Source organism: Microvirga sesbaniae (assembly GCF_025460805.1).
Taxonomy (GTDB): Bacteria; Pseudomonadota; Alphaproteobacteria; order Rhizobiales; family Beijerinckiaceae; genus Microvirga; species Microvirga sesbaniae.
In genome coordinates this window covers 71900-85739 of record NZ_JAMXFJ010000018.1, presented here as the reverse complement: position 1 = coordinate 85739, position 13840 = coordinate 71900, and the positions used below count along the sequence as shown (strand labels likewise).

15 protein-coding genes are annotated in these 13840 nt (G+C 64.9%); 11 read left to right on the top strand and 4 right to left on the bottom strand.

The window, feature by feature from the left end; translation table 11 throughout:
* The first annotated feature begins 31 nt into the window (after positions 1 to 31).
* Genes OCW50_RS21875 through OCW50_RS21865 form a run of 3 tightly spaced genes read left to right on the top strand, consistent with a single transcriptional unit; the run spans position 32 to position 2631 of the window.
* The gene (locus tag OCW50_RS21875) at positions 32 to 1192 is read left to right on the top strand and encodes an SMP-30/gluconolactonase/LRE family protein (protein ID WP_262298936.1); all 1161 of its coding nucleotides are present in this window, start codon (positions 32 to 34) and stop codon (positions 1190 to 1192) included.
* A gap of 30 nt (positions 1193 to 1222) precedes the next feature.
* Entirely contained in the window at positions 1223 to 2374 is a 1152-nt protein-coding gene (locus OCW50_RS21870; protein ID WP_262298935.1) for a potassium channel family protein, read from the top strand.
* Positions 2375 to 2400: 26 nt separating this feature from the next.
* Positions 2401 to 2631 carry a hypothetical protein gene (locus OCW50_RS21865; RefSeq protein WP_262272186.1) on the top strand — a complete coding sequence of 77 codons (231 nt, stop codon included), beginning with the start codon at positions 2401 to 2403 and terminating at the stop codon, positions 2629 to 2631.
* Between the two features lie 302 nt (positions 2632 to 2933).
* Here the strand turns inward: OCW50_RS21865 and OCW50_RS21860 are convergent, their stop codons facing one another.
* Positions 2934 to 3728 (bottom strand): outer membrane protein, encoded by a 795-nt coding sequence (locus OCW50_RS21860; protein ID WP_262272185.1) that lies wholly within the window; start codon positions 3726 to 3728, stop codon positions 2934 to 2936.
* A 498-nt stretch (positions 3729 to 4226) separates the two neighbouring features.
* Between OCW50_RS21860 and OCW50_RS21855 the strand changes: the two genes are divergently transcribed.
* The 5 genes from OCW50_RS21855 to OCW50_RS21835 all read left to right on the top strand — a co-directional run bounded on the left by OCW50_RS21855 (position 4227) and on the right by OCW50_RS21835 (position 7972).
* On the top strand, positions 4227 to 5084 hold the full coding sequence (locus OCW50_RS21855) for a glycoside hydrolase family 25 protein (protein ID WP_373371489.1): 858 nt from the start codon (positions 4227 to 4229) through the stop codon (positions 5082 to 5084).
* A gap of 155 nt (positions 5085 to 5239) precedes the next feature.
* Positions 5240 to 6136: a hypothetical protein gene (locus OCW50_RS21850; RefSeq protein WP_262298934.1), complete on the top strand. Its 897-nt coding sequence runs from the start codon at positions 5240 to 5242 to the stop codon at positions 6134 to 6136.
* A 144-nt stretch (positions 6137 to 6280) separates the two neighbouring features.
* Positions 6281 to 6946, top strand: a complete 666-nt coding sequence (nthA, locus tag OCW50_RS21845; RefSeq protein ID WP_373371488.1) for a nitrile hydratase subunit alpha — start codon at positions 6281 to 6283, stop codon at positions 6944 to 6946.
* Positions 6943 to 7602, top strand: coding sequence for a nitrile hydratase subunit beta (gene nthB / locus OCW50_RS21840; RefSeq protein WP_262272183.1), 660 nt, complete (start codon positions 6943 to 6945; stop codon positions 7600 to 7602). Before nthA ends, nthB begins: the two co-directional genes overlap by 4 nt.
* Before the next feature lie 4 nt (positions 7603 to 7606).
* On the top strand, positions 7607 to 7972 hold the full coding sequence (locus OCW50_RS21835) for a nitrile hydratase accessory protein (RefSeq protein ID WP_262272194.1): 366 nt from the start codon (positions 7607 to 7609) through the stop codon (positions 7970 to 7972).
* A gap of 193 nt (positions 7973 to 8165) precedes the next feature.
* On the opposite strand, the gene OCW50_RS21830 is transcribed toward OCW50_RS21835, so the two are convergent.
* Positions 8166 to 8504, bottom strand: a complete 339-nt coding sequence (locus OCW50_RS21830) for a putative quinol monooxygenase (protein ID WP_262272182.1) — start codon at positions 8502 to 8504, stop codon at positions 8166 to 8168.
* 85 nt (positions 8505 to 8589) lie between these two features.
* Positions 8590 to 9312 (bottom strand): VOC family protein, encoded by a 723-nt coding sequence (locus OCW50_RS21825; RefSeq protein ID WP_262298933.1) that lies wholly within the window; start codon positions 9310 to 9312, stop codon positions 8590 to 8592.
* 572 nt (positions 9313 to 9884) lie between these two features.
* Here OCW50_RS21825 and OCW50_RS21820 point away from each other — a divergent pair.
* From OCW50_RS21820 to OCW50_RS21810, 3 genes are all read left to right on the top strand, one after another.
* Complete coding sequence (locus OCW50_RS21820) at positions 9885 to 10439, top strand: putative antibiotic biosynthesis monooxygenase (protein ID WP_262298932.1); 555 nt, start codon at positions 9885 to 9887, stop codon at positions 10437 to 10439.
* Between the two features lies 1 nt (position 10440).
* A complete protein-coding gene (locus OCW50_RS21815; protein WP_262272179.1) occupies positions 10441 to 11157 on the top strand; it encodes a TMEM175 family protein in 717 nt (238 codons plus the stop codon).
* A 429-nt stretch (positions 11158 to 11586) separates the two neighbouring features.
* On the top strand, positions 11587 to 12957 hold the full coding sequence (locus OCW50_RS21810) for an ATP-binding protein (protein ID WP_262298931.1): 1371 nt from the start codon (positions 11587 to 11589) through the stop codon (positions 12955 to 12957).
* Here the strand turns inward: OCW50_RS21810 and OCW50_RS21805 are convergent.
* Positions 12920 to 13699: a beta/alpha barrel domain-containing protein gene (locus tag OCW50_RS21805; protein ID WP_262298930.1), complete on the bottom strand. Its 780-nt coding sequence runs from the start codon at positions 13697 to 13699 to the stop codon at positions 12920 to 12922. The genes OCW50_RS21810 and OCW50_RS21805 overlap by 38 nt on opposite strands.
* Positions 13700 to 13840: the final 141 nt, after the last annotated feature.

The following is a 13840-nucleotide window of genomic DNA, read 5'->3' as shown; positions in this document are numbered from 1 at the left end:
GATACGATCCTTGCCCACGATGGAGGCGAACATGCTCAGGCTCACACCGGTGACGCTGCTTCTCGGAACGCTCCTGGCCACCACAGCCATGGCACAGCAGAGTCCAGCCCCCTCTCAGGGTCCGGCGCAGTTGCAGCAGGTCGCCAGCTTTGAGCATCAGGTGACCGGAGTGACCGTTTCGAAGGATGGGCGCATCTTCGTCAACTTCCCGCGGTGGACCGAGGATGCCCCGATCTCGGTGGCCGAGGTAACGCGCGACGGCCAGATCAAACCCTACCCGGATGACGAGTGGAATTCCTGGCGCAATGCCAAGAAGAACCAGATGTCCGCCGGGGATCACTTCGTGTGCGTCCAGAGCGTCGTGGCCGATGCGCACGGCAATCTCTGGGTCGTGGATCCGGCCGCGCCAGCCACAGCACCCGTCGTGCAGGGTGGGCCCAAGCTCGCCAGGATCGACCTGAAGACAAACAAGGTTGCGCAGGTGATCCGCTTCGACGAGACGGTCGCCCCTCAGGGCAGCTACCTGAACGATGTGCGGTTTTCGCCGGATGGACGGCATGCCTACCTGACCGATGCCGGAGCCAAGGGCGCTCTCGTTGTTGTGGATCTGCAAAACGGCAAGGCTCGACGCGTCCTCGACGGCCACCCGAGCACCCAGCCGGAAAAGGATGTGGTGGTGAAGACCGATGGGCAGGAGTTGCGTCGGCCCGACGGGCGCGGAGTCGAATTTGCCGCCGACAGCATCGCGCTCTCTCCCGATGGGCGCACGCTCTATTGGAAAGCGCTGACCGGCCGGACGCTCTATCGAATCGCGACCGATGCCTTGGAGAACGCACGTCTGTCCGAGAAGGACCTCGAAGCTCGGGTGGAGCGTGTCACTGAGACTGAGCCGACGGACGGTCTTTGGATCGACGGGCGCGGGCGGCTTTATCTGAGCGCGATTGAGCAGGATGCCGTGAAGGTCCGCGATGGGGATCGCATCACCACCCTCGTCCAGGACAAGCGGCTGCGCTGGCCCGATACATTCTCTGAGGGACCCGATGGCACCCTCTACGTCACCAGCTCCCGCATCCAGGATATGAGCTGGTTCAAGCCCGAGAACGGTCCGCGCCTCGAGACGCAGCTGTGGCGCATCGAGCCCGGGCAGAACGGGGAGGCGACCGGCACGACCGGGCAGCCCCAGCGACCCTGACCGAGCAGCTGGGATGACAGGAGGCCTGGCATGATGGGGCGACTGGAGCAGGGCCTTGGGATATTGCTGATCCTGATCATCCTGCTCGATATCTTTCTGACCGTGCTCTATGCCCGGATCGGCACCAGCATCATCGGCTCCAGGGTCGCGCGGCTGGTCTGGGCCTCGGCCGTCAGCGCCTCGAAGGTTCTCGGCTCCAGACGAGGGGCGGCTCTGTCCTTCTGCGGTCCGGTCATCCTCGTGCTGCTGGTTGGGGTCTGGGCTCTCGGGCTGACGCTCGGGGCGGCGTTGATCATGCACCCGGAACTCGGCACCTCGATCCGCGCCAGCAACGGCGAGACGCCCACCGACTTCGTCACCGCGATGTATGCCGGCGGGACCAGCATGGCCATCGTCGGGGCGAGCGACTTCACCCCGCACACAAGTCCCACCCGGCTGCTCTTCCTGTTCAACTCGCTGATCGGAATGTCGGTGATGTCGCTGACGCTGACCTATCTGATGCAGGTCTATACGGCGCTCCAGCGGCGCAACGTGCTGGCCATGAACCTTCATTTCCTCTCAGGGTGCACAGGGGACGCCGCCGAACTGCTGGCACGTCTCGGACCTCGGGGACAGTTCAGTGGCGGCTACACGAACCTGTCGGAACTCGCCGTCGAGATGACCCAAGCCAAGGAGGCGCACCACTTCTACCCGGTGCTGTTCTATTTCCGCTTCAGCGATCCATACCATTCGGTGTCCCGTTCCACGCTGGTCGCGTTGGACACGGTGAGCCTGATCAGGAGCGCCCTGGATGATCAGAAGGACGGCTGGCTGAAGGAGGCCGGAGCCGTCGCGCAGCTGTGGGAGGCGTCGATGATGCTGGTCATCACCTTGGAGAACACCTTTCTCCCGCATGGGGCGCCGGACCGGGAGGCTCAACCGGACCCGCAGACCCGGGACCGCTGGCGAGCACGCTACCGTGCTGCCCTGCTTCGGCTTCAGCAGGCGGGGATCGAGGTCACGGCTGACGGGCAGGCTGGTGCCGAGGCCTACATCTCCTGCCGAATGCAATGGGACCATCACATCACGAACCTGGCTCCCTCGATGGCTTACGACATGGAGGAGATCGATGCTGCCATGAGCCGGTTAGAATCCATGGGCAGCCCCAACGGGCCCGAATTCCGTCTGCACGTGGCCGAATAGCCGACGTTGATCCGGTGGAGGCGAGAATGCCGCTCAGCGAGACAGCCTGCGAGATCCTTGGGTTCTTTCGTGAAACCCACCGAAAACCCGGCGCCCGTGTGACAATGGCAACACTGGATGCGCATTTCGGGACAGATCCCGCTGTTGCCGTGGCCATTTCCGAGTTGAAGCAGCTTGGGTACGTGACCGTGCCGGACGCTGGGACGGTCGAGCTGACGGACCTTGGCTTCGACGCGATCCATCGTGGCGTTGCATGAACGTCTTCTTCTGGCACCGGGCGGAAGCGGGCCGAGTGTCTGCAAGGGCTCAAAACGACAGACCTTCCTGAGGCGCCGGCAATCGCCGTGGAGAACCCCATCCGGACATTCCGGCAGGCATTCCATCCATCCGTCACCAGACTTCGCTTGGGAGCAGGGCGCTGTCGGAGGTCAGGTGCGTCGTGCGCTCGGAGTGCATGCTTTGCACTTTGCCGAAGCCGTCGGGCGACGGAGATCTCCTCCAGCAAAAAGGCCCGGGGCGCGCGCCCCGGGCCTTTCGTGTTGCTGTTGATCTGGCGATCCTAGTAGGTGCCGAACTTGAAGTTCAGCTTGGCCCGCGCGACGAAGAAGTCCTGATCGTCGTTGTTGCGCGGCAGGAACACGTCGACCGGCGCGCCGCCGACCGGCGTGAAGGTTCCGACGCGACCGTTGTTGTCGTTGTCCTGATCGATGCTGACCCACAGACCCTCCAGGCCGAGGGTGACAGCGCTGTTGCCGCCGAACAGATTGAAGTTCGTGGGAAGCGCCCACTCGACGCCGCCGCCGACCACCCAGCCGGTGTTGTCTTCCGTGTAGGCCAGACCGCCCGTGGCGTAGACCAGGAAGCGGTCGAAGGCCACGCCGGCGCGCAGGCGCACCGAGCCCCACCAATCCGCCGAGTTCTCGAACTGGCCGGGCACGAAGGTGCCGCCGGCAAAGCCCGGGCCCGGAATGAACACCGCATTGTTGTCGTCGTTGTTATCGATGCCCTGGATGTCGGCCTCGGCACCGATCACGAAGGAGCCGATCTGGTAGTTGTAGCCGATCTGGCCGCCGCCGGTGAAGGTGCCATCGTTGTTGTTATCGAAGAGCAGCGTGCCTCCCGCGATGCCGCCCGGAACGCCGGGGCCGGTCAGGATCACAGTGTCTTCGTTGCTGTCGCGCCAGCCCCAGCCGAGGTTGCCACCGATGTAGAAGCCGGTCCAGGTGAAGACCGGAACGGCCGCGATCACCGGAGGAGGAGCGGCACGGACCGGCAGGTCCGCGGCGGACACGGACGAGACAGCAGCCGTAGAGAGGGCAGTTGCGGCAAGCAAGCCAAGAATACGCGTTTTCATGGGCAATCCCCTTGTGGACCAAGATTCACAAGGACAGAGTATGGATCAACTGCCAAGAAGGGCTATAGCAAAGATGCAACACATGCTTGAACTTTACTCATTAGGTCAGTACAGCTGATATGAATATACGCCTATAGCGTCGTGAATACTTTTGTCGGATTTGACACGCTGCGTGGGACGTGACCTACTGGCCCGACTTCGGCGTAACCCCCGAAGGCGAGGAGATCACTCAAACCCTGCCCTGCGACGGGCAGGGTTTTTTTATGGCACGCCGGTCATGACCGTCCATTTCTCCGCACGACTTCCGTGGAATTTTCGGTCGACACTTGGCACACGCCGCTCGGGGCGGAGCAAAGGAGAAACGGATAAAGCTAGTCCGGCCCGCACCATCTCACATTTGCCTCTTTTTGTCCCTAATTGCTGTTCCTGCGCCATATTTGGCATCGAGTTCTCCACGAAGCACGAGGGCCGGGTTTCAACCGGTGCGGGGACGAGCAGATGGACAGAGCGCTTGCGGTACTGAGGGCCGGATTCCGGCTTTGCGCGATTGTGCCCCTGGGCATGGCGCTCGCTTCCTGCTCGGGATTGGGGCTGATGTCAGGCGTTGGAGATGCCAAGCCGCACGGCGGTGTCGCGAGTGCGCATTTCCGGCCCGTTCACGGCGTGGACATCTCTCGATGGCAAGGAAAGGTGGACTGGGCAGCCTTGCGTGACGGAGGCACCCGCTTCGCCTTCATCAAGGCCACTGAGGGCGGGGATCACGTCGATCCGAGATTCGCCGAGAACTGGGAAGGCGCCCGCAACGCGGGCGTCCTGCGTGGCGCCTATCACTTCGTGTACTGGTGCCGGCCCGCCGAGGAGCAGGCGGCCTGGTTCAGGAGGAACGTGCAGCCGGAGGCGGACGCTCTGCCCCCCGTGCTCGATGCCGAATGGAATGGCGCGTCTCCTTCCTGCGGCCGGAAGATCCCGCGGGACAAGGCCTTGGCCATGATCCGGGTCATCCTGCGCGAGATGGAGGCTCACACGGGCAAGAAACCGATCATCTACACGGATATCACCTTCCACAGGGAAGTTCTCGAGGGCGAGCTCAAGGACTATCCGTTCTGGATCCGAAGCACCGCCGCCGAGCCTCAGGTTCGCTACAACGACCGTCAATGGACCTTCTGGCAGTTCACGACCACGGGAAGGGTCCCGGGTATCGCCGGAAACGTGGACCGCAACGCCTTCCATGGCACGGAGGCGCAGTGGAGCGATTTCGTGGGCCGCCCGGCCCCGATCCAGATCGCCGAGGGCACGAGATCCGAAGGAGGGAAGAGTGTCACGGAGGCATCGTGGTCGGGACTTCCCGACGACTGAGGGAGCACCGTCCGCTTGCAGCGGCGCGGGTGCCCGACGGGGTCGGCCGGTGCTCAGCATTGCTAACGCCTCGCGCATCGGACGTGAACAGTGGACCCACTGTTCACGTCCGATGCTCTAGAAGAGGCAGGGGACCGGCAATCCAAGGGGGAACGATGCGTGACCTTTCGCAGTGGCTGTCGAGCGGCGTCCTGGCTTCGCTCGGCCTTCTCGCCGGCGGACTCAATCCCACCCTCGCCGCCGACTTGCCTCCTCCCCCGGCGCCCGTGATCGAGGCTCCCGCTCTGCCGAGCTGGTCCTTCCGCTTCGTACCCTACGGCTGGCTCATCGCCTTGGACGGCACCCAAACCGTACGCGGGCGGTCCGCGAAGGTGGACGCGAGTTTCGCCGACATCGTCAGGGAGAGCGACACGCTCGTGGCCCTCATGGGCGACTTCGAGGCCCGCAACGGTCCCTTTGCGCTTTTGGGCAACGTGGTCTGGACCAAGATCGGCGTCGAGCGCGGCAACGTCCGCAGCCGTTCTCTCGCACCCGGCGTGACCGGAACCCTCGCGACCTCCCTCGGCCTCGACATCGAGATGACCATCGCCGAAGTCGGCGCCGCCTACGAGGTTTACCGCTCGGGACCACTGGCCTTCGACATCCTCGCCGGTGCGCGCTACTGGCACCAGGAGGCCGACCTGTCCCTCGCTGTCGCGGCCGGGGTCCAGATCGGTGACCTCGCGGTGGAAGGCGGCCGCGCCTTCGCCCGCTCCGGTTCCGTCGACTGGCTCGACCCGCTGATCGGCGCACGCCTGCGCTACACAATCGCGCCGGGACATGAACTTCTGCTCCGCGGCGACATCGGCGGCTTCGGGGTCGGGAGCGACTTCTCCTGGCAGGCGATCGGCGCCTACGGGTTCGAACTCGGCACCTATCAGGGCATCACCTTCTCGGGTGTGATCGGCTACCGGGCCCTCTCTGTGGACTACACTCAGGGCGAGGGCCGGCAGCGCTACGAGTTCGACATGCTCGTGCATGGGCCCGTGCTCGGAATCAGCGCCAAGTTCTGACCGCAGACGCGGGAGACCGCCGTCGTGAGAGAATCGGACGTGAAAAGTGGATCCGGTTTTCGCGTCGAACGGTGCGCCACTCAAGGGGTTGAGCATCGGAATAGATCCCAAAAGTGGGTCCACTTTTGGGTCCGATGCTCTAGCATGGCCCGACTCATCCGAGGAGGCGAGGGAGAACCCATGGAGCACGGCGATCATCACCATGATCATGACGACCACAGCCATCTCTCCGAGATCGAATTGCGGGTGCGCGCGCTCGAGTCCATCCTGGTCGAGAAAGGCTATGTCGATCCGGCCGCCATCGACGCGCTGGTCGAGACCTACGAGGTCAAGGTCGGTCCCCGCAACGGGGCGAGGGTGATCGCCAAAGCCTGGGCTGATCCGGCCTACCGGGAATGGCTCCGGACGGACGCGACGGCTGCCATCGCGTCCCTCGGCTTCATCGGACGCCAGGGCGAGCATATGGTGGCCGTCGAGAATACCCCAGGTGAGCACAACATGGTCGTGTGTACCCTGTGCTCCTGCTACCCGTGGCCGGTGCTCGGCCTTCCTCCGGTCTGGTACAAGTCCGCCCCCTACCGCTCCCGGGCCGTGCTCGATCCCCGCGGAGTTCTCGCCGAGTTCGGGGTACGCTTACCCGAGACCACCCGCATCCGTGTCTGGGACTCGACCGCCGAGGTCAGGTACCTGGTGGTGCCAATGCGCCCTGAGGGAACTGAGGGCATGAGCGAGGAGGCTCTGGCCGACCTCGTCACCCGCGACTCGATGATCGGCACCGGGCTCGCGCGGCAACCGGAGGCCGTGCGATGAATGGCGCTCAGGACCTCGGCGGCATGATGGGCTTCGGCCCGATCGCCATCGAGCAGGACGAGCCCTGGTTCCATGCCGAGTGGGAGAGGCGGGCCTTCGGCCTGACCCTGGCGATGGGGGCCACGGGCAGTTGGACCATCGACATGAGCCGGCATGCCCGCGAGTCCTTGCCGCCTGCCGAGTATCTCACCTCGCGTTATTACGAGATCTGGGCCAAGGGAGTCGAGAAGCTGGTCGTTGCGGTGGGCCTCGTCTCTGCGGAGGAACTGACACAGGGGCGATCGCTCGCCGACCCGGCGCCGATCAAGCGGGTGCTCAAGGCAGAGGAGGTGCCTGCGGTGCTGGCCCGCGGTGGTCCGGCCGAGCGTCCGATCGACCAGCCGGCGCGCTTTGCGGTGGGCGACCGGATCCGCACCCGCACCATGCACCCTCAGGGCCACACGCGCCTGCCGCGCTACGCTCGCGGCAAGACGGGGGTTGTCGAGCTGGTGCATGGCGGCCATGTGTTTCCGGACACGAACGCTCATGGACAGGGCGAGCAGCCGCAATGGCTCTACACGATCTGCTTCTCGGGGCGGGAGCTCTGGGGGGATCAGGCGGATCCGACCATCCGCGTCTCGATCGATGCCTGGGAGAGCTATCTTGAACCCGCATGATGATATGGCCCGCGCGGCCGCAGAGCTTGCGCCGATCCCCCGCGACCAGAAGGGTGAACCTGTCTTCCGCGAGCCGTGGGAGGCCCAGGCCTTCGCGATGACGTTGGCCCTGTACGAGCGGGGTCTGTTCACCTGGACCGAATGGGCCGCGGCGCTGTCGGCTGCGATCAGGCGCGCCCAGGCGGCAGGCGGGTGCGACGATGGTTCGACCTATTATCAGCACTGGCTTTCTGCAATCGAGCAGTTGGTCAGGGAGAAGGGCATTGCAAGTGAACAGGCCCTCGCGGAGCGGCGGGACGCTTGGGACCGCGCGGTGCATGCAACCCCGCATGGGCAGCCGATCCTGCTCGAGAATGATCCTCTTCGCTGATCCGAGAGACAGACCGGTGCGCACGGAAATACGGCGCAGCGCAAATCTTTCGAATCGGACGATAAGACGCCTTTTTCCCGTGGCGACGCGGCCCGCACTTTGGCCCATGCTCAACCCCTCGGCATGCAAGGCTCCAATCTGATCCGACTTGTCGCGCGCGGTGCGGCTGGCTCGCGGCGGAGTCCCGGCGCCCTCAGACTCCCAGGATTTCCATCCGCAGAACCTCGACACCGCCATCCGCAAGATCCGGCAGCCGCGAGAACCAGTCTTGGACATACGGCATCGCGTTGTGGGCCTCGAAGTCTTCGAGGGTCGCGAAGACCTCGTAGAAGATGAAATGGCCAGGCGATTCCCTGTTCTCCTGAAGGAAGTAGACAAGGTTCTTGGGATCGCCCCGTACCAAGTCGATCAGCGGCAGCGTCGCGGCCCGCAGATCGGCTTCTTTGCCCGGCTTGGCGCGGACCTGCGCCACGATGGAGTAGGCTCCTGGAAGGACGCTCCCGTAACTCTGTCCTGGACCGTTCGTCGCCATCATGCGTCTCCATTGTCGCGAGCCGCCGCGCTCTGGGTCGAGCGGCGGCCGGTATCGAGCGGTTTTCGACGTCGGGCAAGACCGATCAGCGCGGGACGCGGAGCCGGTCGTGCTCCTCGGCGGCGTCCGCGAACCGCTGCTTCACAGGGCCGAGCACCTTCACGAACTCGAGCTGCTCCCCTTCCGGACCCTTGCAGTAAATCAGTTCCCAGCCATCGGACGGAGCCACCGTCACCCTGTTCGTGTTCGCATCCCGGGGCGCGGCACGGCGCTCCTCCTCGGTGCGCACGCGCACGATCCGGTTGGCCCGGACCTGCGTCATGCCGCGGCGGGCCGACTCAGCCTCGAGGTCGCTGATGAACTGGTTGAAGTCGACGTCGTCGCGCACGTAGAAGCAGATATGCATCATGCGCGGGAAGGCCGGACTCATGTTCTGGACCGGCGGGGCGAAGCTGTTCGGTCCGCCCATGGGCTCGCCGGCATTGCGGTACTGCAGCAGCTCGACGACCACGTTGTCGAACCGGACGAACCGCACGTCGAGGCGCTGATCTCCGCTCCTCAGGTCGGGTACGCCGATCGTGCGCGGGTCGACTTGAAGCTCGTTGGCGCGGATCTCCTGGTCGGCCAGCAACGTGTTCTGGACGGCGTCACCCTGGAAGTCGCCGTGGAAGAACACCTTCGTGCCGCCCAGCACCTCCGTGTAGAACTCGTAGGCCCGGTCCATGTTCTGGACGGTCAGCCCGAAGTGCTGGATGCCCTGAAGCCGGACTCCCAACGGGCCGACGGCCAGCGAGGCGTTGTCGGTCATGAATACCTCCTGTTGTGCGGCTTGGAACGTGATGACATCAGTCCTCAGGCGCGCGCAGCTCCCCGTGATCAAAGCTCGTCGTGCCCGGGGACACCCTAGTGTCCGAGGGAGGTGGAGCGAAAATGAAACCATGAAAAAGGGTGTAAAGACGAGGCGGCGCGGGTGGTCGGCCCTGGAGCCGGCATTCAGGCCGAACCAGGATCCATGCCAGGGGAGTGCCTTTCAGCGTTTTACCACCTTTTACAACTCGGCCTTCGACGAGGCTGCTAGCGTGGGCGGACAACGCGTCATCTGCTGGAGATCTCGGATGATCCACACGATTCAATGGACGGGCCCGACCGGGAGGGGCCTGCCCTTCATGGTTGTCGACGCTGACCGACGGGAGATCATGGTCAACGCGCGGATGAGCCGGCACGATGCCTTATGCGAGTGCCCTGATCTGACCGGGACCAGGACGGCGCATCCTTCGACGCGGCCCGAAGGGCCACGTCAGTGAGAAGCGTCTTCACCCGTCCGCACGATGCGCGAGCGGACAGTCGCGAACGACCGTCACTCAGCCGAGGAGGTCCGCCGTGCTGACCACCGTCACGTCCCTGATTTCCCGGCATGGTCGCGAAGAAGAGGTGGTCCGTCACTTCAAGCGGGCCTTCGCCCGTGCGGAAGGAGAGACCCACCATCTCTCCACCCTGCTGATCCAGCAGCTCGGCGGGCTGAACTTCCTTGTCTCGCAGTTCGCCAACGAGGGCGAGTTGGAGAAGTGGCAAGCTTCGCCGGCGCATCGGGAGATGATCCGGGCTCTCGAGCAGGACTCCTTGCGCGAGCTGTGCAAAATGGGCGGCCCGGTCGTCCACGTGGTCGTGCCAGGCGAAGGATCCGGGCCCAAGTGGAAGGTGTTCGTGTCGACTTGGGTCGTCACCTATCCGTTGTTGCTGCTCATGAGTCTCGGGTTGACGGCCTTGGTGCCGGACCTGCCGCTCGCAGTCCGCCTGGCGTTCACGTCTGTGACGCTCTCGATCGCGTCGATCTGGATCATCACGCCGGTCGCCATGGCCTGGACCCGGACCTGGCGGCTCAACAACCAGCAGATGCAGGTCGACGTCGTCCGGTACGAGCCGCCGGGAAAATAGGATGGTGCCCCGAGACCCGGAGCGGCGCGGCGGGGCCCCGGGACGTCCCGTCACTCGATGGGGGCCCGGACGGGAAGCCAGCCGCGGCACGGGACGCGTCGAGGCGTTCAGCGACGCCGTGATCGCCATCATGCTGACCCTGCTCGCGGTCGAGCTTCTCAAGTTCGATCCGGCAGCGGCCCGGGACCATGGACTTTTGGTCGAGCTGACCCGGAGGTGGCCGTCGTACCTCGCCTTCGGCTTGACCTTCGTGGTCGTCGGTCAGATCTGGATGACCCACCACAACCTGTGGCGCTACATTGCCAAGGTCGACCAGGGCATCTGCATTCTCAACCTGCTCCTGATGGCCTTCCTGGCCGTGACGCCGTTCGCCGCCGAGATCCTCGCCGACAGCTTCGCCGCTCTGCCTCGCGCCGACCAGCGCGTGGCCGCGAGCCTCTACTCGACGGTCATGCTCGGCCAGGCAATCGCCTTCAATATCATCCTATGGTGGGCCCGCCGGCGTGACCTGCTGGACCCGCGGGTGGACGACAGGCTCTACCGCGCGATCGCCGTTCGCTACCTCTACGGACCGTCGATCTACGCCGCCGCGTTCCTCGTCGGCTTGTTCATGCCGGTGCTCGGGATGGCCTGTTACGTCGCCGTGATCCTGCTCTATCTGCGGCCGGGGCCTGGTGACCTGCCGCCCGGTCACGCGAGCGTGGAAACGGTGGAGTAGGGCAGGTCGCAGCCCTCCGGGTCCATGCCGAACCCTGCGTCCCTCAAGGAGCGGAGCATCGGAGGTCAAAGATGGGTCCGAGGCTCCAGCGGCGGCTACTGCCCCGGGTTCGTGGACATCGGTTCGGTGGAGTGGCTGTCGATCTCGGTGAGGTTGCCCCGGGGATCGTCGCAATGGCCAGCCTGGAAGGGCTCGCCTGACGGTGGTGCTTTTAACCCGGTTTGACCATGCTTAACCGGCCGAATCGCAGGGGGCGTTGTAGCATCGGCCAACAGTCATGAAGGCAGGAGCACGGCGATGAAACGGCCGTCTGAGTAGAGATCCCGTCGCGGGCTGTCCAGTCGGAATGCGCCCGAACCGAACCGACCAGGGGGCGAAACAGCCCGCAGCCGAAAGACCGGCCGAGGGCGCGAACCGGCGCGAGATTGCATGCCCAGCGTGGACGAAGACTGCTTCGCGTTCTCCCGTTTCCGTCTCCTGCCCCGGCAACGGACGCTCACGTTCGACGCGGACCCGGTGCCTGTGGGCAGCAGAGGATTCGAAATTCTCCGGACGCTCGTCAGCCGCGCCGGCTCCGTCGTGAGCACGGGAGAGTTAATGGAGGCCGCCTGGCCGAACATCACCGTCGGCGAGGCCAACCTGCGCGTGCAGATTGCCGCGCTGAGAAAGGTGCTCGCCCGCTGCGAGACCGCCGCTCGCGCCATCGAAACCGTCCCGCTGCGCGGATACTGCTTCGTGCTGCCCGCCCTGGTGGAACCACGGCCAGCGCGGGCCTCCCGCGCATTTCCTCAGGCAACCCCGACGGTGATCGGTCGCCATGACGTCATCGCGGACGTGGCGCAGGCGCTTGCCGAGCGCCGCCTCGTCACGATCACAGGTCCGGCAGGGATCGGGAAGACGACGGTCGGAGCCGCGACCGCCTCGGCCCTTGCCGGCTCGTACGAAGGCAAGATCGCCTATGCGGATTTCTCCGATGTCGGCTGTCGAGCCGGGATCGTCGAAAAGATGATCGCCGCCCTCGAGGTCGAGAGCCACGACGGCACGCTCGCGGAACTGGTGGCGGCACTGCGTGCCGGGCCGCACCTTCTGCTGCTGGACACCTGCGAGCATCTGGTCGAGCACGTCGCCTCGCTGGCTGAGGAACTGTTGGCGATTTGTCCGGACCTTTGCCTCCTCGTGTGCAGCCGCGAGATCCTCAGGGCCACCGGAGAATGGACGTTCCGACTGCCCTCCCTCAGCTTTCCGGAGGCCGAGGACGATCTTTCATCCCAGAACGCGACGGATTATACCGCCATCGCGCTGTTCATCGAACGAATGGGATCACTCCCGTCGGACCTCGGCGGCCAGGACCTCACGGCTATCGCCGAGATCTGCCGACGGCTGGACGGAATCCCTCTCGCTCTCGAATTCGCCGCAGCACGGGTGCCGGACCTCGGGCTGGCGGAGATTGCCTCTTGCCTCGACGACGGCTTCTCGATCCTGACCCGCGGCAAGCGAACGGCCCTGCCTCGGCACCGGACGCTCTATGCGGCCCTTGAGTGGAGCTTTGGCCTCCTGACCTCGAGCGAGCGCGCCCTTCTCAAGGCGATTGCAACGCTTCCCCGGACGTTCAGCGCGGCAGAGGCGGTCGAGATTGGGATGCTGGCGGGCTGCCGCGACGTGCACCAAGCCCTGTCAGGATTGTTCGAGAAGTCGCTCGTCAACGTGGACGCCCGTGAGAGCGCGCTCCGCTATCGGCTGCCCGATATCACCAGGGCCTTCGTCAAAGCGGATCGTTCCGCGGAGGACCGGGGGCTTTGAGCCTTCGATTGAACTCTGACAGGAGATCCGGGGCTCGAGGATCGCCCAGGCTGAACGACACCGCGTCCGCCCAGCGGTCTTCGACGAGGTGCACGGCCGCGGCCACCCGATTGCACCCAGCCGCCACGATCACCCCTGGAAAGGCCTTCCGGATCTCGGCCGCGCGCCGACACGACGGCCACCCCGTCGTCCATGACGGCAGCTCGGTCAGGTGCACGTAGGCAACCTCGTAGTCACGCGCGAGCGCCAGCGCTTCCGGCAGGGATACCTCGGCGCTCCTGCGGCCGGACAGTCGAAGACCGAGCCGGGTCCGATCCGGGACATCGGGAATGTCGCCGAGCAGCTCCTCGAGCGTGTCCGCCGCCACGGCCGCTTTTGCCTGCGAGACGTCGAGTTCGACCCCGTCGTAGCCTCGGTCGCGAACCCATGCGGCGGAATGCTTCCACCGAATGCCGGCCCGCGGGTCGGACAGATCGACCCGAATCCGGGCGATCGACCGTTGACGATGCCCATGCGCGGGCTTGAGCGATGGCCCGGCAAGGGCTGTGCGTGTGGCGCCGACCTGTCCGATGCCTTCGATGGACGGTCCGAGATCATGGATCACGACGCTCCCGACGAGAGTTCTCGACAGCCGTCGGAGGTCCGCGGCTGCATTCGGGCCGGCCCTGAACGGCAGGTCCATCATGACGCGATGGCGGAATTCCAATGGCCCGAGATTCAGTCCGGTGAACAGCTTGGGCATGTCACCCCATCCAGACTTCAGGAAACGCGTCTGCAGCGTTACGCCTGTCGGTCGGTCCGCTCGCTAAAGCATCGGACGTGAAAAGTGGACTTGCACTTTTGGGATCCATCCGATGCTTTCTTCTTGAATGAGAGCATCGGT

Excerpts from the sequence above, each read along its gene's own strand:
- OCW50_RS21875 (WP_262298936.1), top strand. The coding sequence starts at position 32 with ATGCTCAGGCTCACACCGGTGACGCTGCTTCTCGGAACGCTCCTGGCC.
- OCW50_RS21870 (WP_262298935.1), top strand. The coding sequence starts at position 1,223 with ATGATGGGGCGACTGGAGCAGGGCCTTGGGATATTGCTGATCCTGATC.
- OCW50_RS21865 (WP_262272186.1), top strand. The coding sequence starts at position 2,401 with ATGCCGCTCAGCGAGACAGCCTGCGAGATCCTTGGGTTCTTTCGTGAA.
- OCW50_RS21860 (WP_262272185.1), bottom strand. The coding sequence starts at position 3,728 with ATGAAAACGCGTATTCTTGGCTTGCTTGCCGCAACTGCCCTCTCTACG.
- OCW50_RS21855 (WP_373371489.1), top strand. The coding sequence starts at position 4,227 with ATGGACAGAGCGCTTGCGGTACTGAGGGCCGGATTCCGGCTTTGCGCG.
- OCW50_RS21850 (WP_262298934.1), top strand. The coding sequence starts at position 5,240 with ATGCGTGACCTTTCGCAGTGGCTGTCGAGCGGCGTCCTGGCTTCGCTC.
- nthA (WP_373371488.1), top strand. The coding sequence starts at position 6,281 with ATGGCCCGACTCATCCGAGGAGGCGAGGGAGAACCCATGGAGCACGGC.
- nthB (WP_262272183.1), top strand. The coding sequence starts at position 6,943 with ATGAATGGCGCTCAGGACCTCGGCGGCATGATGGGCTTCGGCCCGATC.
- OCW50_RS21835 (WP_262272194.1), top strand. The coding sequence starts at position 7,607 with ATGGCCCGCGCGGCCGCAGAGCTTGCGCCGATCCCCCGCGACCAGAAG.
- OCW50_RS21830 (WP_262272182.1), bottom strand. The coding sequence starts at position 8,504 with ATGGCGACGAACGGTCCAGGACAGAGTTACGGGAGCGTCCTTCCAGGA.
- OCW50_RS21825 (WP_262298933.1), bottom strand. The coding sequence starts at position 9,312 with ATGACCGACAACGCCTCGCTGGCCGTCGGCCCGTTGGGAGTCCGGCTT.
- OCW50_RS21815 (WP_262272179.1), top strand. The coding sequence starts at position 10,441 with ATGGTGCCCCGAGACCCGGAGCGGCGCGGCGGGGCCCCGGGACGTCCC.
- OCW50_RS21810 (WP_262298931.1), top strand. The coding sequence starts at position 11,587 with ATGCCCAGCGTGGACGAAGACTGCTTCGCGTTCTCCCGTTTCCGTCTC.
- OCW50_RS21805 (WP_262298930.1), bottom strand. The coding sequence starts at position 13,699 with ATGCCCAAGCTGTTCACCGGACTGAATCTCGGGCCATTGGAATTCCGC.